The organism is Vibrio sp. 10N.261.45.E2 (assembly GCF_002875705.1).
Classification (GTDB): domain Bacteria; phylum Pseudomonadota; class Gammaproteobacteria; order Enterobacterales; family Vibrionaceae; genus Vibrio.
In genome coordinates this window covers 1-24,579 of the sequence record NZ_MCZZ01000132.1, presented here as the reverse complement: position 1 = coordinate 24,579, position 24,579 = coordinate 1, and the positions used below count along the sequence as shown (strand labels likewise).

General features: G+C 44.7%; 19 protein-coding genes. 11 read left to right on the top strand and 8 right to left on the bottom strand.

The window, feature by feature from the left end; all coding sequences use genetic code 11:
* The first annotated feature begins 1 nt into the window (after position 1).
* A complete protein-coding gene (tatB, locus tag BCT34_RS15520; RefSeq protein WP_048612432.1) occupies positions 2 to 409 on the top strand; it encodes a Sec-independent protein translocase protein TatB in 408 nt (135 codons plus the stop codon).
* 113 nt (positions 410 to 522) lie between these two features.
* Complete coding sequence (gene tatC / locus BCT34_RS15515; RefSeq protein ID WP_076654446.1) at positions 523 to 1,278, top strand: twin-arginine translocase subunit TatC; 756 nt, start codon at positions 523 to 525, stop codon at positions 1,276 to 1,278.
* A gap of 288 nt (positions 1,279 to 1,566) precedes the next feature.
* Here the strand turns inward: tatC and BCT34_RS15510 are convergent, their stop codons facing one another.
* Positions 1,567 to 2,328: a TatD family hydrolase gene (locus tag BCT34_RS15510; protein WP_076651436.1), complete on the bottom strand. Its 762-nt coding sequence runs from the start codon at positions 2,326 to 2,328 to the stop codon at positions 1,567 to 1,569.
* 208 nt (positions 2,329 to 2,536) lie between these two features.
* On the opposite strand from BCT34_RS15510, the gene hemB reads away from it, so the two are divergent.
* The 3 genes from hemB (at position 2,537) to polA (ending at position 7,573) form a co-directional block, all read left to right on the top strand.
* Positions 2,537 to 3,580 (top strand): porphobilinogen synthase, encoded by a 1,044-nt coding sequence (gene hemB, locus BCT34_RS15505; RefSeq protein ID WP_076651435.1) that lies wholly within the window; start codon positions 2,537 to 2,539, stop codon positions 3,578 to 3,580.
* A gap of 80 nt (positions 3,581 to 3,660) precedes the next feature.
* Positions 3,661 to 4,095: a GNAT family N-acetyltransferase gene (locus BCT34_RS15500; RefSeq protein WP_076651434.1), complete on the top strand. Its 435-nt coding sequence runs from the start codon at positions 3,661 to 3,663 to the stop codon at positions 4,093 to 4,095.
* 679 nt (positions 4,096 to 4,774) lie between these two features.
* Entirely contained in the window at positions 4,775 to 7,573 is a 2,799-nt protein-coding gene (gene polA / locus BCT34_RS15495; protein ID WP_076651433.1) for a DNA polymerase I, read from the top strand.
* A gap of 506 nt (positions 7,574 to 8,079) precedes the next feature.
* On the opposite strand, the gene BCT34_RS15490 is transcribed toward polA, so the two are convergent.
* Both BCT34_RS15490 and yihA read right to left on the bottom strand, forming a co-directional pair.
* Positions 8,080 to 8,679 (bottom strand): GTP-binding protein, encoded by a 600-nt coding sequence (locus BCT34_RS15490; protein WP_076651432.1) that lies wholly within the window; start codon positions 8,677 to 8,679, stop codon positions 8,080 to 8,082.
* A 218-nt stretch (positions 8,680 to 8,897) separates the two neighbouring features.
* Positions 8,898 to 9,557: a ribosome biogenesis GTP-binding protein YihA/YsxC gene (gene yihA, locus BCT34_RS15485; RefSeq protein WP_076651431.1), complete on the bottom strand. Its 660-nt coding sequence runs from the start codon at positions 9,555 to 9,557 to the stop codon at positions 8,898 to 8,900.
* A 148-nt stretch (positions 9,558 to 9,705) separates the two neighbouring features.
* Between yihA and BCT34_RS15480 the strand changes: the two genes are divergently transcribed.
* From BCT34_RS15480 to hemN, 5 genes are all read left to right on the top strand, one after another.
* Positions 9,706 to 10,323, top strand: coding sequence for a c-type cytochrome (locus tag BCT34_RS15480; protein WP_076651430.1), 618 nt, complete (start codon positions 9,706 to 9,708; stop codon positions 10,321 to 10,323).
* 570 nt (positions 10,324 to 10,893) lie between these two features.
* On the top strand, positions 10,894 to 11,532 hold the full coding sequence (locus tag BCT34_RS15475; protein WP_076651429.1) for a class I SAM-dependent methyltransferase: 639 nt from the start codon (positions 10,894 to 10,896) through the stop codon (positions 11,530 to 11,532).
* Positions 11,532 to 12,089 carry a Der GTPase-activating protein YihI gene (gene yihI, locus BCT34_RS15470; protein WP_076651428.1) on the top strand — a complete coding sequence of 186 codons (558 nt, stop codon included), beginning with the start codon at positions 11,532 to 11,534 and terminating at the stop codon, positions 12,087 to 12,089. The genes BCT34_RS15475 and yihI overlap by 1 nt, the downstream gene beginning before the upstream one ends.
* A 6-nt stretch (positions 12,090 to 12,095) precedes the next feature.
* Complete coding sequence (locus BCT34_RS15465; RefSeq protein WP_076651427.1) at positions 12,096 to 12,584, top strand: DUF2489 domain-containing protein; 489 nt, start codon at positions 12,096 to 12,098, stop codon at positions 12,582 to 12,584.
* Positions 12,585 to 12,865: 281 nt separating this feature from the next.
* Positions 12,866 to 14,257, top strand: a complete 1,392-nt coding sequence (hemN, locus tag BCT34_RS15460; RefSeq protein ID WP_076651426.1) for an oxygen-independent coproporphyrinogen III oxidase — start codon at positions 12,866 to 12,868, stop codon at positions 14,255 to 14,257.
* Between the two features lie 83 nt (positions 14,258 to 14,340).
* Here the strand turns inward: hemN and BCT34_RS15455 are convergent, their stop codons facing one another.
* From BCT34_RS15455 to glnA, 5 genes are all read right to left on the bottom strand, one after another.
* Positions 14,341 to 16,911, bottom strand: a complete 2,571-nt coding sequence (locus tag BCT34_RS15455; protein WP_076651425.1) for a GGDEF and EAL domain-containing protein — start codon at positions 16,909 to 16,911, stop codon at positions 14,341 to 14,343.
* A 109-nt stretch (positions 16,912 to 17,020) separates the two neighbouring features.
* Positions 17,021 to 18,424, bottom strand: coding sequence for a nitrogen regulation protein NR(I) (glnG, locus tag BCT34_RS15450; protein ID WP_076651424.1), 1,404 nt, complete (start codon positions 18,422 to 18,424; stop codon positions 17,021 to 17,023).
* 121 nt (positions 18,425 to 18,545) lie between these two features.
* Complete coding sequence (gene glnL, locus BCT34_RS15445; protein WP_076651423.1) at positions 18,546 to 19,622, bottom strand: nitrogen regulation protein NR(II); 1,077 nt, start codon at positions 19,620 to 19,622, stop codon at positions 18,546 to 18,548.
* Between the two features lie 168 nt (positions 19,623 to 19,790).
* Entirely contained in the window at positions 19,791 to 20,360 is a 570-nt protein-coding gene (locus BCT34_RS15440; RefSeq protein ID WP_076651422.1) for a DUF4124 domain-containing protein, read from the bottom strand.
* A 227-nt stretch (positions 20,361 to 20,587) separates the two neighbouring features.
* Positions 20,588 to 21,997 (bottom strand): glutamate--ammonia ligase, encoded by a 1,410-nt coding sequence (gene glnA, locus BCT34_RS15435; protein WP_017631962.1) that lies wholly within the window; start codon positions 21,995 to 21,997, stop codon positions 20,588 to 20,590.
* A gap of 562 nt (positions 21,998 to 22,559) precedes the next feature.
* Between glnA and typA the strand changes: the two genes are divergently transcribed.
* Positions 22,560 to 24,395 (top strand): translational GTPase TypA, encoded by a 1,836-nt coding sequence (typA, locus tag BCT34_RS15425; RefSeq protein WP_017059220.1) that lies wholly within the window; start codon positions 22,560 to 22,562, stop codon positions 24,393 to 24,395.
* The last annotated feature ends 184 nt before the right edge of the window (positions 24,396 to 24,579 follow it).

Below are 24,579 nucleotides of genomic sequence, written 5' to 3'. Positions count from 1 at the left end.
CGTGTTTGATATCGGTTTTTGGGAACTGGTATTAATATCTGTCGTTGGGTTAGTGGTTCTAGGGCCTGAGCGTTTGCCTGTGGCGATTCGCAGCATTTCCAAGTTTGTTGGACAAGCGAAAAGCATGGCAAACAGTGTGAAAGACGAACTTTCTCACGAGCTTAAGGTGCAAGAGCTGCAAGAAAACCTGCGCAAGGCGGAAAAAATGGGTATGGAAGATTTATCTCCAGACCTTAAAGCGTCAGTCGATGAACTCAAGCAGGCCGCTGCTGAGGTTCAACGTCCGTATGCTAAGCCTGAGTCTGATAAGCCAAGTGAGACTAAACCTAGTGTCACGGAAACTGTGGAATCTGAAACCATTCAGGTCAACAGCGAAGCTTCAGCACCGTCAGATAAGAAAGCCGAATAGTCTCGCAAGGAGGAGTCGCCAGATACTTAAGTAGCTAGATGTTTAAGCAAATAGCTATGTAAGATAGAAACACGCGCGGCTCCTTTTCGATCTTCCTGTTTAAGAGGTTTGACATGTCTTCGACTGAGCAGACACAGCCTTTAATTAGCCACCTTCTAGAACTCCGTAATCGCCTACTGCGCGCGATTGTCGCGGTGCTAGTGATCTTTATCGGGCTAATTTATTTTGCTAATGATATTTATGAATTCGTATCAGCACCTTTGGTAGACCGTCTACCTGAAGGGGCGACGATGATCGCAACCGATGTTGCATCGCCATTTTTCACACCGCTGAAATTAACCTTAATCGCGTCTATATTCCTCGCGGTTCCGTTTATTTTGTATCAGGTGTGGGCTTTTGTTGCTCCGGGTTTATACAAGCATGAAAAACGCTTGATCATGCCGCTTTTGGCTTCAAGTTCATTGCTGTTTTACTGTGGTGTGGCGTTCGCTTACTTCATTGTATTTCCGTTGGTATTTGGCTTTTTTACCGCCATATCATTAGGGGGAGTAGAGTTCGCAACCGACATCTCAAGCTATCTTGATTTTGTTCTCGCGCTGTTCTTTGCTTTCGGTATTGCTTTTGAAGTACCAGTAGCGATTATTTTGCTGTGTTGGACGGGTGCAACAACACCTCAATCTTTGTCTGAAAAGCGTCCTTACATTGTCGTGGGTGCTTTCATCATTGGTATGATGCTGACACCACCAGATATGATCTCGCAAACATTGTTGGCAATTCCAATGTGTATTCTGTTTGAGATTGGTCTGTTCTTCGCACGTTTTTACACACGTAAGCCTGATGCGGATGAAGAGGAAGAAGCTGAATCTTGATTCGGAATACTTCAGTAAAAATCACATAATAAAAAAGCGGCCTTAGGCCGCTTTTTTATTATGTCTGTTTATCGAATCTTTAACTGATAGCCACAGTTTTGACATATATAGAGCTCTTTGATGCCCAAAATTTTATGCCATAGAGTTCGATGCTGACGTTGTAAGTGTTGTGAATGGTCACACATAATCAACTACCTCCATATGCAGGTGGTTGATACTATACATGTCATTTAGCTTTCTCAAATAAATTCAGGGAAAATCCGTAATAATTACTTATTGATGGATTTATCATAATTTAAACAATGATTTAGCATTGGATGTGGTTATGCTTTCGACCTCTTCTAGGGATATTCCGCGTAATTCAGCAATGCGTTTTGCCACCAATTCTGTGTAGGCTGGTTCATTGCGTTTACCGCGATTTGGTGTTGGTGCCAAATATGGGCAATCGGTCTCTAGGATGACGTAATTCATATCAAGATGTGGGATCACTTTATCCATCCCTGAGTTCTTAAAGGTCGATACGCCGCCTAAACCTAAATGAAAGCCTAGCTCGTTAATTGCCTGAGCTTCCTCTAAGCTACTGCCAAAACAGTGGAATACCCCACGTAAGCTGCCATCTTGTTCTTTACGAAGTAGGGTAAGTGTCTCTTCAATAGAATCTCGAGTGTGGATCACCACGGGTAGGTCGAGCTCTTTTGCCCACTGCAGTTGAGTCACGAAGGCCATCTCTTGTTCAGCTTTGAATGTTTTATCCCAGTACAAGTCGATACCAATCTCACCCACCGCGATAAAGTCATGTTTATCAAACCAAGCTCGAATGGTTTTGAGGGTTTGCTCGATATTCGCATCGACATAGCAAGGGTGTAAGCCCATCATTGAACGGCACACCTCAGGAAACTGAGCTTCCGTCGCTAGCATTGGCTCGATAGATTCTAAATCGATGTTTGGCAATAGAATGGTATCAATCCCTTGAGCAAGTGCGCGCTGCACCACTTGTTCGCGGTCTTCATCGAATTCGCTCGCGTAAATATGAGCATGGGTGTCGATCATTGTTTTGTCCTGAAAGCGGTCTTTACTGAGTTGTCATGAGTATACGGCAGTGTGAGGAGAAGGTCATTTTTTGCCATTTATCCCTATTTTTGAGTGGGTTTCATATTTTACTGTTAGCGTCCTGAGCCATCAGTGATATGCTTTTGCCTGTATTTAGCACTTTTCATATCTAAGTATTTCGGTACTTAGACTAGGCAAGGAGAATCTAGTGTCTGTTTCAATTCAAGGTCAATTCCCAGGTCGTCGTATGCGCCGCATGCGTAAGCACGACTTTAGCCGTCGCCTAATGGCAGAAAATCAATTGTCTGTGGATGATCTAATCTACCCAATGTTTATCCTGATGGGTAAAGACCGCCGCGAGCCTGTCGAGTCAATGCCAGGTGTTGAACGCTTGTCTATCGACTACATGCTTGAGGAAGCAGATTACCTGTCAAAGCTGGGTGTTCCTGCGATTGCTCTATTTCCAGTTGTGAACCAAGATGCTAAAAGCTTATGCGCAGCTGAAGCTTATAATTCTGAAGGTTTGGTGCAGCGTGCAGTACGTTTGCTGAAAGAGCATGTGCCTAACATTGGTGTTATTACTGACGTAGCACTAGACCCGTTCACCACTCACGGCCAAGACGGTATCATCGATGAAGATGGTTACGTGATGAATGACGAGACAACTGAAGTGTTGATCAAGCAAGCACTATCACACGCTGAAGCGGGTGCGGATGTGGTTGCACCGTCAGATATGATGGATGGTCGCATTGGTAAGATCCGTGAAGCGTTAGAAGAAGCTGGCCATATTCATACTCAGATTATGGCGTACTCTGCGAAATACGCATCGTGCTACTACGGCCCATTCCGTGACGCAGTCGGCAGTGCTTCGAACCTGAAAGGTGGTAACAAGAAGAACTACCAAATGGATCCTGCGAACAGCGACGAAGCGATTCACGAAGTCGCGATGGATCTTAATGAAGGTGCGGATATGGTGATGGTTAAGCCAGGCATGCCTTACTTAGACATCGTGCGCCGTGTGAAGCATGAACTGCAAGCACCGACATTTGCATACCAAGTATCTGGTGAGTATGCGATGCATAAAGCGGCGATTCAAAACGGTTGGCTGAAAGAGCGTGAAACCGTAATGGAGTCACTGCTGTGCTTTAAGCGTGCTGGTGCCGACGGCATTCTTACTTACTTTGCTAAAGATGTCGCGGAGTGGCTTGCAGAAGATAATGCACAAGCCGCAGAGCACTTAAAAGAAAAGTAACAATGTAGGCTCGCTCACTTAAGTGATCAGTAAAAGGGTTGGCCATTGTGCCAGCCCTTTCGTTTATAAGGGTGGATAAGATGTCAGTTGTTGTACGAGAAGGCTCGTTAGAAGAGGTAGTGTCTGTGGTCGAGCAGATCTCTGAGTTCGCTAGAAAAGAGAGTGTCGTTTCTCTTTCTGAGCGACTTTCGGGGAAAAAGTACCTTATCTTAGTGGCTGAAGAAGCTGGCGTGTTGCTCGGTTTTAAGATCGGCTACGAAATGGATAAACACACCTTTTATAGCTGGTTGGGTGGTGTGTCACCGCTTGCGAGGAACAAAGGCGTTGCGCAGGCGCAATTAGACGTTCAAGAGTTGTGGGTACAGGAGCAGGGATACAAACAGTTAAAGGTTAAATCTCGTAATCAATTTCCCGCAATGTTACGACTGTTATTGAGAAACGGTTATCTAATCGAAAAATTAGAAGAAAAAGAAGACATTAATGACCATAGAATTCATTTTTTGAAGCAAATTTGAGCACAGGCGTTAACGATTTATAAATTAAATGAGATTTATTATCATTTAAGTGTTGACTATTAAATGAGAATCATTATTATTAACTTCGTCTTAGGGAATGAGGAAATGTTCACAAGGATGTTAAGTACTCAAGTTTCTACTTGGTTACCCAACAGAATTCTCGCGAACTTGTACTAAGTTCTTTTTGACACGACATTGCTCACATTGCTTCCAGTGTAATTTATAGCTTTTAGGTAAAGCTGTGGTATTCAATTTGAATGGCTTTACCGGTTTTTGCTAGGCGACATCTTCGGGTGTCGCTTTTTTTATATCTACCATTTCAACAAGATGCATATTTAGTGGCACGTATTTTTATGAATAAAACGCCATCAGCATTCTTTTCCACAACGCAAGATCGAGAAAAGATCGTTGATCATCTGTTCGATCTGTAAAATTATTCTTTATTTTCAGTGTTTTATTGTTGTTTTCTGAGTTGTTCACCTTAGTTCTTAACAGGGTGGATAAATAATATAAACAGAGTTATCCACAGAACGCTTGTGTCTAAGAACAAAAAATAACAACAAATCGATTATAACGAACACAACCGAGTGAACGGATACAGATCGACAACGTGGAATCCAACCAACAGACGTGGCATTCTTAACAGATAATTTCTGTACTTACTGGATACACAAACATTATGGCTCGTATTCCTGATAATCCATTGATTCTGATCGATGGCTCTTCTTACCTATATCGCGCGTTCCATGCTTACCCTGGCACAATGAGCAATGGTGATATCCCAACTAACGCTGTTTACGGTGTGGTGAACATGCTGCGCAGCATGATGCGTCAATTTGCTTCTGATCGTATTGCGGTCATTTTTGATGCGAAAGGAAAGACGTTCCGTGATGACATGTACCCAGAGTACAAGGCAAACCGTCCACCTATGCCTGATGATCTTCGTTGCCAGATCGAACCTTTGCACAATGTGATTCGTGCAATGGGTTTACCACTTATCTCGATTCCTGGCGTTGAAGCGGATGATGTGATTGGTACGCTTGCTTCTCAAGCTTCTGCGATGGGTATGCCTGTGCTTATTAGTACTGGCGATAAAGATATGGCACAGCTTGTTGATGACAACGTTACCCTGATCAACACCATGACCAACTTGGTCATGGATCGTGAAGGTGTGATTGAAAAGTTTGGTATTCCACCAGAGCTTATCATCGACTATCTCGCGCTGATGGGCGACAAAGTGGATAACATTCCTGGCGTTCCTGGTGTAGGCGACAAAACAGCAACAGCTCTACTGCAAGGTATTGGTAGCATCGAGAAGCTGTACCAAAACCTGGATGATATTGCCGCTCTTGGCTTCCGTGGTTCAAAAACCATGGCTAAGAAGCTGATTGATAATAAAGACAACGCTGAGATGTCTTACGAGCTTGCAACGATCAAACTGGACGTCGAGTTAGAAGAGACACCTGAGTCGCTTGTAAAAGCACAACCAAACACGGATGAGCTTATTAAGCTATATGGTCAACTGGTCTTCAAGTCTTGGTTGAACGAGCTACTTGAAGGTGGCAGTGGTGTGGTTGAGGCGGATGAAAAGTCGGGCGCAGTGCGTAGCAATACGGCATTAACCACTTCTACCGTAGAAATGAACACCTCTGCAGTGACGATTGATCGTAGCAACTATGAAACCATCTTAGATGAAGCCTCTTTTAATGCGTGGCTAGAGAAACTGAAAGCGGCTGAAGTGTTTGCCTTTGATACTGAAACAGACAGCCTAGATTACATGGTGGCGAACCTCGTTGGCCTGTCATTCGCGACTGAAGAAGGCGTTGCCGCTTACGTGCCAGTTGCTCATGATTACCTAGATGCACCGCAGCAGCTGGATCGCGATTGGGTACTTGAACAGCTTAAGCCGATTCTTGAAGATGATGCACAAGCAAAAGTAGGTCAGAACCTTAAGTATGATATGAGTGTGCTAGCGCGCTACGGTATCGAGATGAAAGGCATCAAACACGATACCATGTTGGCGTCTTACGTTTTCAATAGCGTAGGTGGCAAGCATGATATGGACAGCTTAGCGCTGCGTTTCCTTCAGCACAGCTGCATCTCATTTGAGCAAATCGCAGGTAAAGGTAAGAAGCAGCTTACTTTCAACCAGATTGAGCTGGGTGAGGCGTCTCCATACGCGGCAGAAGATGCTGACGTGACTTTACGTCTTCATAACCGTTTGATGGAAAACATTGAGCAAGATGAAAAGCTAAAAGCCATCTATGAAGAAATCGAAGTACCACTGATCCCTGTAATGTCTCGCATTGAACGTACTGGCGTATTCATCGATGACATGTTGCTGGGGGCTCAATCGCAAGAGATTGCGGTTCGTCTTGATGAGCTAGAACAGAAAGCCTACGAGATTGCAGAGCAAGAGTTCAACATGAACTCGCCAAAACAGCTGCAAGCGATCCTGTTTGAGAAAATGGGTCTGCCAGTTATCAAGAAAACGCCATCAGGTGCGCCTTCAACCAATGAAGAAGTGCTGCAAGAACTGGCTCTTGATTACCCGCTACCTAAGCTGATCATTGAGTATCGTGGTCTTGCGAAACTCAAGTCTACCTACACAGATAAACTACCGAAGATGATCAACGCTGAAACGGGTCGTGTCCACACGTCTTATCACCAAGCGGTGACAGCAACGGGTCGTTTGTCTTCGACTGATCCAAACCTACAGAACATCCCAATTCGTAATGAAGAAGGTCGTCGTATCCGCCAAGCATTCGTTGCACAACATGGTTGGAAGATTCTAGCGGTCGATTACTCTCAAATTGAATTACGTATCATGGCGCATCTATCGGGTGATAAAGCGCTTCTGGAAGCATTCCAACAAGGCAAAGATATCCACGCTGCAACCGCGGCTGAGATCATTGGCGTTAATATTGAGGATGTGACGACTGAACAACGTCGTCGTGCTAAGGCCGTCAACTTCGGTCTTATCTACGGCATGAGTGCCTTTGGTTTGGCTAAGCAATTGGGTATTCCTCGTGGCGAAGCACAGCACTACATGGATACTTACTTCGAACGATACCCTGGTGTGATGCAGTACATGGAAGACACACGTAGCGCGGCTTCAGAGCAAGGCTTCGTAGAAACCATTTACGGTCGTCGTCTGCACCTTCCTGAAATTCAATCTCGCAATGGCATGCGTCGTAAGGCCGCTGAACGTGCGGCGATCAACGCGCCAATGCAAGGCACAGCAGCAGACATCATTAAGAAAGCGATGCTGTTGGTTGATGAGTGGATTCAAGCTGAAGGCGATGGTCGTGTGAAGCTGCTTATGCAGGTACACGATGAATTAGTCTTTGAGGTTGAAGAGTCATCTTTAGCCGAAATTGAAAGTAAAGTACAAGAATTGATGGAATCCGCTGCAGAGCTAGAAGTGCCGCTTGTCGCGGAAGCTGGCCACGGTGACAACTGGGATCAAGCCCACTAATCAGTTTTTGACTTTAATAAGCAAATTAGTATGAGCCAGTGCACAAACACTGGCTTTTTTTTGTCTAAAATAAAGTTGAGTCGTAATAAGAATTTAGGTGTTTTAATAAAACATTCATGAAAAAAAACTACAAAAATTGTTTTCATTTCTGAGCAATTGTTGTACATTAAATCTCGTAGGGTACAGAGGTAAGATGTTCTATCTTTCAGACCTTTTGTTTCACGTTATTGGATTAGGCTGATTCAGCCGCCCCAGTCAGTATTTGACTGGGGCGTTTTTTCTTGTGCGAAAGAAAAATATTTCCAACCTACCATTCCCCCGTAAACCTCTCATTTTTAGCGCCTTTTATGACGCTTTCGTAAGTACAGTGATAACCCCTTGATTTGCTTTAAAACTGGAATTAGATCAGATTTTGGTAATTTAAATCCGTCTCTAAGTTGATTGTTTTACCACTTGAAATAACTTTTATTTTACAAGTGATCGATAAAGGATTGACGGCTCACGCCTCATTTATCAGTGTATTGAGTCGGTGAATGCTCAATGTAGTCCATGATTTTCTGTTGTTTCTCGGTGCTGTATTTCAGTGCTTCGGCGGTGATCTGGATGGATTGCGCCATCGAAGAGATATTGTTGGTCGCTTTCACCAAGGTTTGCTGCATTGGTTTCAGGATAAGTAGATAGATGGCGGTTAAAGCGATAATAATGACGGCGATAACGGCCGCCAGTGCGATGATGATTTTGGTCTGAATATCATCCAATAGCATTTGACTGGTTTGTTTAAAGGCAAATCGAGATTGGTCTAAGGCTTGTGGGAGTTGATTGAGTGATGTCTTGGTAGAGCTCGCAAGTTTATTGATGCTTTCAACGGTTTGATTCAGGGCTTGTTGTTGGTCGTCGCTTAGGTTGGGGTTGTTGACTATCGCCTGTAAAGATTGTGATATCACCTCAAGAGACTCACTCGCATCTTGGGCGTACTTTTCCATACCATCTAGGTCTAAGGTCATATCAACATTGATCAGTGGGGCTTGTTCTTGTTCTGCTTCAGAGGCAAACCCTGTCAGGGAGACCAACATAAGTGCAATGATGGCCAATGGTGTTTTCCACATGAGTATTCCTTTCTCATTGTTCTGTTTCTTTAGATGTGTCTTTTAGTATGGTTCACTTCTGTTGCTTATAGCGGGTTAATCTTGTCTTTAATTCTCAAATTTTGATTTTAACTCTCTAATTTATCGGCAAAAAAATACCCCACCTATATAAGGAGGGGCATTGATAAGGCTAAATTACTTGTTGTAAGTGTTCTAACCTATAGTGATAAGTAGAGGAATTACTCTGAGTCGTTGTGCTCTTCGTCCGTTAGCTCATCAATGATTTGATCAGCAAGCGCTGGTGCGAACCACTCATCCATCTTGGCGCGTAGTTGGTCAACGCCAATTCCCTTCATTGAAGAGAACACATCAACCGCAACATCACCACCGAAAGATTTCGCGTCGTTACGGATTTTCAGTAGCTGCGCTTTACGCGCACCACTTTTCAGTTTGTCTGCTTTTGTTAACAAAACCTGTACTGGGATGCGGCTATCGATAGCCCAGTAGATCATTTGTTGGTCAAGGTCTTTCATTGGGTGACGGATATCCATCAGAACCACTAAACCTTTCAGGCTTTCACGTCGTTGTAGGTATTCACCTAGCGACTTCTGCCATTTTTTCTTCATCTCAAGCGGTACTTGAGCAAAGCCATATCCAGGTAAATCGACGATATGACAACCGTCCGTTACCTTAAACAGGTTGATTAGCTGAGTTCGACCGGGTGTTTTACTGGTTTTCGCCAAGCTTTTTTGGTTTGTAACGCGGTTTAGTGCGCTAGATTTACCAGCATTGGAGCGTCCTGCAAACGCAATTTCGATCCCTTCGTCTTCTGGTAAGTGACGAATATCAGGTGCACTGGTAATGAAATGCGTGTTTTGATAATGAATTTTTACGCTCACTGTTAACTCCATCTCGACTTTGTGTAGTCGATTGATTACTTTTTTGTGAATTTGTGTAAAATAACCGTGCTCGGCATAAGGTCGCCTATTGTACCATGAGTGGCAACATAGAGTGGTACTGGAAGCTTGATAATTATAATGGAATGTCATGAAGAAATTAGCGCTAATTTTGAGTCTTTTAGCCAGCTGCTCAGTATGGGCTCAAGGTAGTATTGAAGCTGGTAAAGCCAAATCACAAACATGTGTTGCCTGCCACGGTGCTGACGGCAACAGTCTGATCACTCAGTACCCTAAGCTGGCTGGTCAACATGAGAAGTACCTAGAGAAGCAGTTAAAAGAGCTTAAGCTAGGTATGACAAGTGGTGGTAAGCAAGGTCGTTATGAACCTGTAATGGGTGCAATGGCGATGCCTTTATCTGAAGAAGATATGGCAGACCTAGCGGCATACTACGCATCTCTACCTATCTCTAGTAACTCTACTCCTGAAAATGTAGTAGATGAAGGTAAGGTTCTTTACACTGCGGGTAACGCAGAACGCGGCGTAACGGCTTGTATTGCTTGTCACGGCCCTCGTGGTAATGGTACCGAACTTTCTGGTTTCCCTAAGATTTCAGGTCAACACGCAGATTACATCAAGGCTCAACTTGAGAAATTCCGCGATGGTAGCCGTAATAACGACATGAATGCAATGATGCGTGATGTAGCTAAAAAGTTAACAGACGCTGATATTGATACCTTATCGAAGTACGTTGGTGGTTTACACTAATTTGTCGGTTTCTTGCTCTTAGCCAGAGTGAAGAAATGTACGTTCGAGCGAGATTGAAGAAGACGCCCTGATCAGAAATGATTGGGGCGTTTTCTTTTTTAAGCGTCATTCAATAGATATAAGTGATGCTTTGTCTTTTTATGTCTAATTTATCTATGTGTGATCAATTTGTGTGCGAAAGTGTGACGTCGCACTATTGTAGTCTTTTTGTAACACGGTAAAGTAACCGCCATCAGCTAGGAGCTGACTTAGATATGGATGATCATCTAGTCTAACGGTATAGACAGAAACGGATCAGGCTAGGACAGCCCAGCAACAAGGTGTTAGAAAAGGATAGCCAAAACTCATCAGGATGATGAACAACAAACAAATTTGGCATGGAAAGCACCAATAACAAATGGAGATTTGTGTACCAAGTTGAGTATGCAAATTTTGGCCGATATAGGCAGATTTAGAGAGCGATAGGTTTTCCTATCGCTTTTTTTATTGATTTGATGAAAAAACACCCAATACCACTCCACTATAAACTCAGTTTCTGGTATGTTTCGCATCCCTGTTTAAGGATGTGCTATGTATACTTGTCCCTTATGCCATCACCAAGGCGTGAATCACTATTTTGAAGACAAACGCAGAGCCTATCTGCAGTGTCAGCAATGTGAACTGGTATTTGTTAAACCTGAACAAAGGTTAGAAGCAAAAGAAGAAAAAGCACACTATGATCTCCATGAGAACGATCCTAGTGATGCAGGCTATCGCCGCTTTTTATCTCGCATCGCGGATCCACTAACAGACAAAATTTCATCTAACTCACAAGGGTTGGATTTTGGTTGTGGCCCAGGCCCTACGCTATCTATTATGTTAGAAGAAGCCGGACACACCATGGAGTTGTACGATATCTATTACCACCCAGATGCCTCTGTGTTGGAAAAAACGTATGACTTTATGACTGCCACGGAGGTGATAGAGCATCTTTATCACCCAGACAAAGTGTGGCAGCAATGGTTGAATTTAGTTAAACCCAAGGGCTGGATTGGTCTTATGACTAAGCTAGTAATAGACGTAGACGCGTTTGCTGGTTGGCACTACAAGAATGACCCGACACATGTCGTCTTCTTTAGTCGTCAAACATTCCAGTTTTTGGCAGAGCGGGATAAGCTCGAACTAGAATTTTTTGGAAATGATGTAATTTTACTGAGGAAAGTGCAGTAATGGGTCGTAGTAAGAAATCAAGAAAACCGGGAGCACTTGGCGCTCCGGAACCTATGGTTACTCGTAACCGTAGCGAATCTGATGTTGAAGGTCGTGAACGTAAGCGTATTAAAAAGCGTAAAGGCCTTAAGTCTGGCAGCCGCCATTCAGATGGTAGTGAAGCAAAACAGCGTAAAGCTGCACAAGCTCGTGATCCACGTTTAGGCAGCAAGAAAAAAATCCCACTGATCGTTGAACCAGTGAAGAAGCCGACCAAACAAGAGCGCAAGCTATCTAACGAACAAGAGTTAGAGATGCTTGAGAACGATGCTCAACTGAATACATTGCTAGATCGTATCGAAAATGGTGAAAACCTAGGTGCAGGTCTACAGAAGTTTGTTGATGAGAAACTTGATCGTATCGAACATCTAATGGGCCGTTTGGGTCTACTAGAGCCAGAAGACGATGAAGAAGAGATCTTCGAAGAAGCACCTGTTGCCTCTAAGAAGAAGGCGAGCTCTGATGAAGACTTGCTATCTCAATTCGAAGATTTCGACTTAGACAGCTTTAAAGGTTAATAGCCAATGAACGTAACCTTATTAGCAATTGCTGGTGGAATTATCATTCTCGGCTTGGGCTCTTACGCAGGTTACCTTCTACTTCAAGTGAAGAAGCAGACGGAGTTGCAAAAGCAGCATCAAGCACTAGCCATTGAAAAACGTAACGCAACGATTTACGAAAACGTAAATACTTTGTGCTTAGCGGGCATTCAAGGGCAGTGTGATTTACCTGAGATCAGTATCCGAGTATGTATCATTATGGATAACGTCCAGGGTGATGAGCGTGTTGATTTTGATTCAGAATATCCTGCTCTTTCTGAGCTGTACCATATCGTTAAAGATATGGCGCGCGGAGACGAAAGACAGGAACTGACGAAGAAAGAACGCATGCAGCAGAATCTCACACGCCACAAGGCAGAGACTCGCTTGAACGATGCGGTTATCGAAGATTTGAAAAGGTTGCAGGAGAGGGTTAAGCCTCTCAACAACCAAATCAATATTCAGATGATCTAGTCGCTAAGACTTAAAATAGAGGCTTGTTTAATACACGGTGTTCTTAAGGCACCTTATCTTTATAGATAGTGTTAAATGAGCCTTCTTACCTTTTGCGTCTCGTTAATTCCGACGCTTTGTTAGTGATCAAGCTAGCAGTTCTGAGTTTTTATCTGAAAAATTGATTTTGTCTTAGAACGACCTTACAGGTCGTGTGGCAAAATAACCCGTCTATATTTTAATGTATGTAAAATGATTTGAGAGACCTTAGGTTCTCGCGGATCTAAATTGGAAATACCGCTATGTCGAGCAAGCCAGTAACAACGAATCAGCAAATCGTTTGGGATCAAGAGATCTTAAACAAGTACAACTATTCGGGACCTCGTTACACCTCATACCCAACTGCGTTGGAGTTTCATGAAGCGTTTACCGTCGCTGATTACGACATGGCGTGTACTCAATACCCTGAGCGTCCACTCTCTCTTTACGTACATATCCCGTTCTGCCACAAGCTTTGCTACTACTGTGGTTGTAATAAGGTCATTACTCGTCACTCGCATAAAGCGGATGAGTATCTTGATGTGATTGAACATGAAATTCGCCAACGTGCCTCTTTATTGAATGGCCGTGAAGTGACTCAGTTGCACTTCGGTGGTGGTACGCCAACGTTCTTGACCAAAGCACAAATCACTCGCTTGATGATGATTCTGCGTGAAGAGTTTAACTTCACCGCTGACGCGGAAATCAGTATTGAAGTTGACCCGCGTGAGATTGAACTAGACGTTCTGGACCACTTGCGTAATGAAGGCTTCAATCGCCTGAGTATTGGTGTTCAAGACTTTAATAAAGAAGTACAGAAGCTGGTTAACCGTGAGCAAGATGAAGAGTTCATCATTGCGATGGTTCAACGTGCTAAAGAGCTAGGTTTCCGTTCAACTAACCTTGATTTGATCTACGGCCTACCAAAGCAGACTCAAGCTTTGTTTGCTGAAACATTGAAGCAAGTACTAGAGATGAAGCCAGGTCGTTTATCGGTATTTAACTACGCACACATGCCTCAGCTGTTTGCTGCGCAGCGTAAGATTAAAGATGAAGACTTACCAGAAGCAAAAGAGAAAATGGCTATCTTACAAGATACCATCGAGACGCTAACGGGGGCGGGTTACCAGTTCATCGGCATGGACCACTTTGCTCTACCTGAAGACGAGCTAGCAGTGGCACAGCGTGAAGGCATTCTGCATCGTAACTTCCAAGGCTATACGACCCAAGGCGAAGCTGACCTAGTTGGTTTCGGTGTTTCTGCTATCTCTATGGTTGGTGATGCTTACGCACAAAACCAAAAAGAGCTGAAGAAGTACTACGCTCAGGTGAATGACCTGCGCCATGCACTTTGGAAGGGTGTGGCACTAGACAGTGACGACCTTCTACGCCGTGAAGTGATCAAGCAGCTTATCTGTAACTTTAAGCTTGATAAGACCATGATCGAATCTGAGTTCTCGGTTAACTTTAATCACTACTTCAAAGAAGATTTAGAGCTTCTACAGACCTTCATCAACGATGACTTGGTTGAAGTCGATGATAAAGAAATCCGCGTTACTCTGCGTGGTCGTTTGTTGATCCGTAATATCTGTATGTGTTTCGATAAATACCTACGTGCAAAGGCTCGCCAACAGCAATTCTCTCGCGTTATCTAATTGCTCGATAGAAAATAGAACCATAAAAAATGCCAGCATTATGCTGGCATTTTTGTCTCTGGCTCATTCGATTTCTGACTGATTTAGATGACGCTCTCTTTGACCTTTGTATTCTGTTTAACATTGATGAGGTCGGTAGGCCATTGGTCAAACGGAACTGGTCGGCTGTATAAGAACCCTTGAGCAAGCGGGCACTGCAGTTGTTTGAGGAGTTCTGCCTGCTGTTGTGTTTCAACGCCTTCTGCCACCAAGCTTACTTTGAAACCCATGGTGATGTTAACGATGGCCGCGACAATCGAGCTGTCTAGGTTCTCTTTTTCAAGTTTGCTAACAAAGCTACGATCGATCTTCAGGCAATCAAATGGCAGTTTTTGCAGGTAGGCGAGGGAAGAGTAGCCGGTACCAAAATCATCAATTGCAATGGAGACCCCTAATGCTTTTAGCGTCAGCATGTTATCGATGATGGTCGGGTCATTGTCGACGATGCGCGATTCAGTGATCTCTAGTGTTAGGTTGCTTGCTGGTAGCTTAGTGTCTCGCAGAGTGCCTTTAACCTGTTCGACAAAGCCACTTTCACTTAGCTGATCGACCGATAGATTGACGTGTATCGAGAAGTCCTTACTCCACTTTCCTGACTCAATTGCGATTGCTGTATCTCGACAGGACTTATACAGAATCTGTTTCCCGATATCGTAAATAAGCCCGCTCTCTTCCGCGAGAGGAATGAACTCGAGCGGCGAGATCACCCCTTCATCGGTTATCCAACGAGCTAAAGCTTCAGCGCCAATCGTCGAACCGGATTCCAAATCAATAATAGGCTGATAAAACGGCTCGAATTGCTGAAGATCAATCGCTCGGTTCATTCGCGCTAGCATCTTAGTGCGATGTCTGGATGCTTTACCCATCTCTGGGCTGTAAGTACTGACACTGGTTTTGTCTTGTTTCGCGTTGCTCAGTGCAATACTGCTGCTGCGTAGCAGTAGTGTAATATCGTCGAGATTCGAGACATCCACGATCCCCATCGAGACCTTAATCACCACGCTTTCCGATTCCATTGGGAATGGGGAAGCAAAGGTTTGAAGTAAGCGATTAGTCAGTAGTTGGACATCACTGCTTTGCGTAACGTTTGGCGCATAAATGGCAAACTCATCACCACCCGTTCGAGCCAAAAGATACTCAGATGGCAGCGTGCCTCTTAAGCGTGCAGCCGCAATGATAAGCAGTTGGTCACCATTGTAATGACCTAGACTGTCATTGATGTCTCGAAAGCGATCAATACCAATCAAATACAGCGTGCCATTTTCGTTATTCGGGTGCTTCTTAGCTGCATCAATAAAGCCTTCGCGGCTGTAGAGCTTGGTCAATGAGTCATAGGTAAGCTGAGACTGCAAGGCGTGAAACGAGGCCTTTAAGTTGTTGGTCATTTCATTGAATGATGCCACCAACATGCTGGTTTCATAGATATGGCCAGTCTTAGGCATGCTCGTGTCCCAATCGCCCTTAGCCAAGCGTTTTGCCGCATCTGCTGTTGAAGTGATAGGCTGTGTTACGCGATTAAAGGCAAATAACCCAGCAATGACCCCAATACAGCTCAGTGCTAGCCCTAGCAACCAGCTGTTTCTTTGATTTTCTGGCAACTCACCGAGCAGATTGCTTTCAGGGATCGACACCCCAATAAACCAGGTGAGGCCGTGTTCATCTTCGTAAGGAGTGATCTGGTTGAAGTACCGCTCGTTGTCTAAGAGGAAGCTAAAGCGCTCCTCGCCAAAATTATCGATGAGGTGAAATTGATCAACGTAGCTCGCACTCTCACGTATGACAGGATTAGCACTCTCTGTGGCCAGTAAGCGTTGCCCTTTGTTGGTTCTTCCTGTGCCCCATGAAACTACGCTGCCACCACCCGAGTGAGCGACTAAGCGCTGCTGTTTATCGATGATGTAAACAGAGGCATCGGTTCTATCTTTGAGTTTTCTGAGAAACGCGTTGAAGGTATTGATCTTGATGTCGCTAACGATGACTGCTTTGAATTGGTTATCGTCATAGATAGGTGCGAGAGCAGATAAGGTGATGTCTTGGCGTTCGTCAGCATTGGCATAAATGGTTGACCATGCTGCTTTTTTCTGTGTCGCTACGGGAGTGTACCAAGGGCGGACTCTTGGATCGTAACCTGAAATCACCGATCGAATGTCTTCACTAATTTCGCTGTCTCGGTAAATGACTAACTGATCATTGGTGCGCTCGTCTTGTACCATCAAGGTGTAGCCTTTGTTGGCTTCTTTACGGAAACCGACGTAGTCACCATCTTCAGAACCAAAGCCAATCACATCGAGTTGAGGTATAGCCGTGAAATGGTCTGAAAACGTGTAAAGAATGTAGTTTTGGACCTTGCTAAGATTGCCCGATCGATAAAGGTCGTGGTAGCCGATGTTATGACTGAGCGAGAGGTTGGCGTGAAATGGTTTTTCTAAAAAATTGGATAGGCTTTGATGAACACTGTCAGTCAGTGATGTCAGTTGGCGTGCACTAACATCACTCACCATCTCTTTGTAGCTTTGCTTTTGAGTAAAAACCATTACACCCATAGTGAACAGAAAAATCATCACGAATGGCAGAACCACTGCGGTTCTCAAGGTAATTTGTGTTTTTAAAGACATCTTTAGCTACAACTTTGGTGAATAGTGTACTGTAATTGTACCGACACTACTCAAACCAAGCGACACTTTTTTGGGTTAAAAAGTAGCTGCATCGAGAATTATATAAGGTCTAGTACAGTTCTTTGAGTTTACGAGTTAGGGTATTTCTTCCCCATCCCAAAACCTTAGCTGCATCCTGTTTGTGACCATTTGTATGGTGGAGTGCAGCCTCTAGCAGTATACGTTCAAACTCTGGCAGAGCATAAGTCAGCAGCTCTTTTTCTCCTGAATCAAGCGCACACTTTGCCCAATTCGCAAGCAGCTGTTGCCAGTTATCTCCAGTTCCAGCCGTGGTCACGACTTTCTCTTCCAATAGTTCAGGTGGCAGGTCTGAAGGGAGAATTTCGCTGCCGCTCGCCATCACAGTGAGCCAACGACAAATGTTCTCAAGCTGACGCACATTACCAGGCCAATTGAGCTGGTTGAGCTTAGAAATGGTCTCGGGATGCAATGTCTTCATTTCAACACCGAGCTCTTCAGCGGCGGATGCTAGGAAGTGATGAGTTAGCTTTTCAATGTCTTGCTTACGCTCGCGCAGTGCCGGGATATGGATTCGGATAACGTTGAGTCGGTGAAAAAGGTCTTCACGGAAGTCGCCTTCATGCACCAATCGTTCAAGATCTTGGTGGGTTGCCGCAACGATACGCACATCAACCTTAACCGCAGAGTGCCCACCTACACGATAAAACTGGCCATCAGAAAGGACACGCAACAAGCGAGTCTGAATATCGAGTGGCATGTCGCCGATCTCATCAAGAAACAGTGTGCCACCGTTGGCTTGTTCGAAGCGCCCTTGGCGAACGCTGTTAGCGCCGGTAAAGGCGCCTTTTTCGTGGCCAAACAGTTCTGACTCGATCAGATCTTTGGGAATCGCTGCCATGTTCAAGGCAATGAAGGGCTTCTTAGCTCTTGGGCTGTGGCGATGCAGAGCGTGAGCGACTAATTCTTTACCGGTACCCGATTCACCATTGATAAGCACGGAAATGGATGAACGAGACAAACGGCCAATTGCTCGGAAAACTTCCTGCATTGCCGGCGCTTCACCGATGATTTCTGGTGCGTTGGTCTCTTCGGCAACTTCACTGGCTTGCTCGCGCTTTTGTTCTTGGCTATGCGCGATCGCTCGCTCTACTAGAGTCAGAGTTTCATCAATATCGAACGGCTTTGGTAGATATTCAAAGGCGCCTTTTTGATATGCATTCACCGCCGCATCAAGGTCTGAGTGCGCGGTCATTATGATCACTGGCAGATCGGGAGAGCGTTGATGAACTTGGTGCAATAACTCGATCCCGTCAATACCGGGCATGCGAATATCAGACACCAATACGTCAGGTGTCTCGCGCTCAAGCGCAAGCAATACGCTCTCAGCATCAGCAAATGTTTCACACTTTATATCCGCAGATGAAAGTGTTTTCTCTACTACCCAGCGGATAGAGCTGTCGTCATCGACGACCCAAACGTATCCCTTACTCATAATTCAATTCCTTTGCAGCCAAATCTATTGTGATAATCATTGTTGTTTTTATGATGTCTTAATCTTTGTGTTACCGATTTAAGCCTTTTATCTTGCCGTTCAATAGCAAGGTTCTGTTGGCCTAAATCGGAAGGTAAATCGTGAATGTGGTGTTGCCCGGCCAGCTTTCAACATCAATCTTCCCATTGTGTTGGTCGATCAGGTTTTGAGAAATCGATAGCCCCAAACCTGTTCCACCTTCTCGTCCGCTGACCATTGGGTAAAACAGGGTGTCTTTTAAATCATCGGGGATGCCTGGACCGTTATCGCTGATCTCAATACGAGCCGCGAGTTTGTGTCGCTGTCCGTGAATATTGGCTTGATGCACCGTTCTGGTGCGAATGGTGATTTTTCCAGAATCTTGAGCCTTTAAAATCTGCGCTGCGTTGCTCACTATGTTGAGCATGGCTTGTTCAACCTGCGCCGAATCCATCAAAATTGGCGGTAAGCTAGGGTCATAATCCCTTTCGATGGCGAGGGCAGAGCCCGATTCAAGTTCGACGAGCTGTCTTACTTTCTCGAGTATTTGGTGAAGGTTCTCTTCTGACTTAGTTCCTGGCTTTTGAGGGCCAAGTAGACGATCGACCAAAGCTCTTAGGCGGTCGGCTTGTTCAATAATGATCTGGGTGTATTCATTCAGAGACTGGTCAGGGAGCATCTTGCCAAGTAATTGTGCTGCACCTCTTAAGCCACCCAGTGGGTTCTTAATCTCATGAGCTAACCCGCGCACTAGCAGTTTCGCAGCTTGTTGTTGTGCGTGTTGGTTGAGCTCTTGGCTGAGACGTCTTTGCTGGTCTATCTTTCGCATCTCAACCAATAGCAGCGTCTCACGTTGCCACGAGATTGGGCTAACCGTTACCTCAAGCATTAGAGGGCGGTTATCAACAACGAAGGTTACGTCACTGTCGGTAATGCTCTGGCCACTTTGTAGCGGTTGCGTCAGAAGTGCCAAATCCAATGAGGCGTGTTGAATAAGTTGACTCAGTGGATGATCAACGATGCGTCGCGCACTCTGTGAAAAGAGCTGTTCAGCTGCTGGATTGGCGTATCGGACATACAATTGCTCATCGAGCATCAATGTCGAAGTCACCATATTGTCGAGAATGGCGCTAGAAAGATGATGTGTATCTATGCTGTCGCTTTTGGCTGATCGATTCACTGTTTCGTCCTTGAACTGGTGTTTTTCTCACTGCACCAAATTGGTGCGCAGCTAAGTTCAAGTATGGCGCATATCAACCAGAAGCTAAAGATAATTCATTAGAGTCGCTGAAAGCTGCTTCGATTAGGTGAAAAGTAGAGATAATTCAGTCTCTTTTAACACATAGGCCTACTTGAGCGTCGCTCGATGTAAATACACGGTGACTGGACTAGTAGATGCAATAAGCTTGCCGCTTCTATGTGCTTGAATTGCAATGGTGTGAGTGCCTCGATCTATGCCTTTTAATTCCCAAATAGGTTGAGTCTGTGGAGCACCATAACGACGGCCATCGAGTATCAATTGCAGTTGCTCCCCAATACCCAGTTTTCGGTTGAGCTCGATTTGAATTGGGATTAAGCCGCGGTTGCTACGGATAGTTTGATCATGAACGGGAGTCAGCATAGTGAGTGCTAATTGAGTGGGAACCTCGCGCTCTGTGGTTTCTGTTTCTGCCTGAGCTTTAGATTGAGTTGGCGTTTTAGTTGTAGATGAAGCTGCGGCGTCGACCGGAGTCGATGCCTCAAATCTAGGGGCGGGTGCTGAAGCTTGCACATCTGGCAGGCGAAGAGCCTCGGCATCTTGATCGCTAGGGTTATCACTAAAGTGGAGCACGCCATCGTCATCTACCCAGGTATATACGGTTTGAGCAGTGCATGAGAGTGCGACCGTTAACCCAAGAAGGAACAGTATATTTTTCATATCGTTAGCCTCTTTTTCACCGCTAGGTGATTTCACGTTTGGCGTTGGTTTTAGTCTTGATTTTATTGTGTTTCGTGCGACAGCCTCTGAGGGCTTTTGTCTAAGGTATGGTACGAGGAGGGGAGCATAGAGAGAATACAAAAAAGGCCCGCCTGCGAGGCGAGCCTAATATTTAATCAGCGATTCTTACAAGGTTGCAGTAAGAAATGGCTTACTTCTACCGAAGATTAAACTGAGTAGTACAGTTCAAACTCAAGTGGGTGTGTAGCCATGTTCACGCGTTGTACGTCGTCAGATTTCAGAGCGATGTAAGAATCGATGAAGTCGTCAGAGAATACGCCACCAGCTGTTAGGAACTCACGGTCTTCGCTAAGCGCTGCTAGAGCTTCTTGTAGAGATTCTGCAACTGTTGGGATTTCAGCTGCTTCTTCTGCAGGAAGGTCGTATAGATCTTTATCCATAGCTTCGCCTGGGTGAATCTTGTTCTTGATACCGTCAAGGCCAGCCATAAGCATTGCTGAGTAGCATAGGTATGGGTTAGCTGCTGGGTCACCAAAACGTAGCTCGATACGACGTGCTTTAGGGCTTGGTACTACTGGGATACGGATAGAAGCAGAACGGTTACGTGCTGAGTAAGCAAGCATTACAGGTGCTTCGAAACCAGGTACAAGACGCTTGTACGAGTTAGTTGATGGGTTAGCAAACGCGTTGATTGCACGAGCGTGCTTGATTACACCACCGATGTAGTAAAGCGCCATTTCAGATAGGCCGCCGTACTTATCACCAGCAAACAGGTTAACGCCGTCTTTTGCTAGAGATTGGTGAACGTGCATACCAGAACCGTTATCACCAACTAGTGGCTTAGGCATGAATGTCGCTGTTTTACCAAATGCGTGAGCAACGTTGTGTACAACGTACTTGTAGATTTGAGTTTCATCAGCTTTCGCTGTTAGCGTGTTGAAGCGAGTTGCGATTTCGTTTTGACCCGCAGTTGCTACTTCGTGGTGGTGAGCTTCAACTACTAGGCCCATCTCTTCCATTACTAGACACATTGCTGAACGGATGTCTTGAGATGAATCTACAGGAGCTACTGGGAAGTAACCGCCTTTAACGCCAGGACGGTGACCTTTGTTACCGCCTTCGAAGTCAGTACCTGTGTTCCAAGCTGCTTCTACGTCGTCGATCTTGAAGAAAGAACCAGACATGTCGTTTGAGAACTTAACGTCATCAAATAGGAAGAATTCTGGCTCTGGACCAACTAGAACTGTGTCTGCGATACCTGTAGAACGTAGGTACTCTTCAGAACGTTTAGCGATAGAGCGTGGGTCACGGTCGTAACCTTGCATTGTTGCAGGCTCAAGAATGTCACAACGGATGTTTAACGTTGCGTCTTCTGTGAATGGGTCCAGTACAGCAGATGCTGCGTCTGGCATCATTACCATGTCAGATTCGTTAATGCCTTTCCAACCAGCTACTGAAGAGCCGTCAAACATTTTGCCTTCTTCGAAGAAGTCTGCATCAACTTGGTGAGAAGGAATAGAGATATGCTGCTCTTTACCTTTTGTATCAGTAAAACGTAAGTCGATAAATTTAACTTCGTTCTCTTGGATCAGGGATAGTACATTTTCTACTGACATCTTGGATAACCTCCAGTGTTATTAATTCGGTATTAGCTCGATTCGGTTGAAACTAGCATTGATTAATGTCTATAAGTGCATTAATCGATGCTGATTTATCTATAGCCAAAAACGTGCCAAAAAAATTATTCCATTAATTTCAATGATTTAACTGTTTTTAAGTTTTGCTTAATCTGCTTTTTGCACCAAAATGATCTCTCGTTGCACCTTATTGGTGCAATCGTTTGTCTGTGCACCAATATGAGACATAAGCGAACACCATTCAGCAATGAATTGCCTAGGTTGTCAATCCACTTTTGCTAATTTGCGGGAGATTTGGCTCGCCACTCGCAGGTGATACTTTTTTAGAGTCCTACGAATTTGGCTGCTCAACACTGTACTGAATCAAAATTAAGCGGATATGAATCGACAATAAAGAAAAAAGCCTTGGTTCAGATCACATATTTCTGGGTTTTTGTCTAGAATCTGGTATATTATTGACCGTTTTTTAAATCAAGCTAGCGGTTATTATCCAAACTTTTGAGATAAGTGACGGCTACTTTTATGAGTGAATCGAGAATCCATGTCTACTCCACAGATTGATAAGTTAAGAAATATCGCGATCATCGCGCACGTTGACCACGGTAAAACGACTTTGGTTGATAAACTGCTACAACAGTCAGGCACTCTTGAGTCTCGTGGTGAAGCTGAAGAGCGTGTCATGGATTCGAATGACATCGAAAAAGAGCGTGGCATTACCATTCTTGCTAAGAACACAGCAATCAACTGGAATGATTACCGCATCAACATCGTAGATACCCCGGGACACGCGGACTTCGGTGGTGAAGTTGAACGTATCATGTCTATGGTTGACTCTGTTCTGCTAATCGTTGACGCAGTTGATGGCCCAATGCCTCAAACTCGTTTCGTAACGCAAAAAGCATTCGCACACGGTCTTAAGCCAATCGTTGTAATCAACAAGATTGACCGTCCAGGCGCTCGTCCTGATTGGGTTATGGATCAAGTATTCGACCTTTTCGACAACCTAGGTGCTACTGATGAGCAACTAGACTTCACAGTTGTTTACGCTTCAGCTCTAAACGGTTGGGCAACAATGACTGAAGGCGAAACTGGCGAGAACATGGAACCATTGTTCCAAGCTGTTGTTGATACAGTAGACGCGCCTGCAGTTGACCTTGACGGTCCACTACAAATGCAAATTTCGCAACTTGATTACAGCTCTTACGTAGGTGTTATCGGTGTTGCTCGTGTTACTCGTGGTTCTGTTAAACCAAACCAACAAGTAACCATCGTAAATGCAGAAGGCAAAAAACGTAACGGTAAAGTAGGTACAGTTCTTGGTTACCTAGGTCTTGACCGTCACGAAGTTGAGCAAGCTAACGCTGGCGACATCATTGCAATCACAGGTCTTGGTGAGCTGAAAATTTCAGACACTATCTGTGACGTAAACAATGTTGAAGCAATGACTCCGCTTTCTGTTGACGAACCAACAGTAACAATGACGTTCCAAGTAAACACTTCTCCGTTCGCGGGTAAAGAAGGTAAGTTCGTTACTTCACGTAACATCCTTGAGCGTCTAGAAAAAGAACTAGTACACAACGTTGCACTACGTGTTGAAGAAACTGATAACCCAGATCGTTTCCGTGTTTCAGGTCGTGGTGAACTTCACCTATCTATCCTGATCGAAAACATGCGTCGTGAAGGCTTCGAGCTGGCTGTATCTCGTCCAGAAGTTATCATCAAGAAAGACGAAGATGGCAACCTAACTGAACCGTTTGAAACTGTGACTATCGACGTGCTTGAAGAGCACCAAGGTGGCATCATGGAGAACATCGGTCTACGTAAAGGTGAGCTAACTGATATGTCTCCAGATGGCAAAGGCCGTGTTCGCATGGACTTCATGATGCCTTCTCGTGGTCTTATCGGTTTCCAAACTGAGTTCCTAACGCTAACGTCTGGTTCTGGTCTTCTTTACCACTCATTTGATCACTACGGTCCTCACAAAGGCGGCGTAATCGGTCAACGTAACAACGGTGTTCTAATCTCGAACGCTACTGGTAAAGCTCTGACTTACGCACTATTCAACCTACAAGAACGTGGTCGTCTATTTGCTGAGCACGCGGATGAAGTATACGAAGGTCAAATCATCGGTATTCATAACCGTTCAAACGACCTGACAGTAAACTGTCTGAAAGGTAAGCAGCTAACGAACGTTCGTGCATCTGGTACTGATGAAGCACAGGTTCTTTCGCCACCTATTCGTCACACTCTAGAGCAAGCTCTTGAGTTCATCGACGAAGACGAACTAGTAGAAGTAACGCCTGTAAGCATTCGTATCCGTAAGAAGCTTCTTACTGAAAACGAACGTAAGCGCGCAGCACGTCCAGCTAAGGCTTAATTGCCAGCTGACTAGCTTCTAGCTAAAGTAATAGAGAAAGCCCTGAGTAGCCAAGCTGCTCGGGGCTTTTGTTTTTTAGTTTGTTTAGATTCGGGTAACCGAGATGCGTGATACGAAGAGCGTATTTAGATTGGAGATAACCAGATACTAAGACGGTGAGTATCTTTGTAGTGGTCAAGTAAAA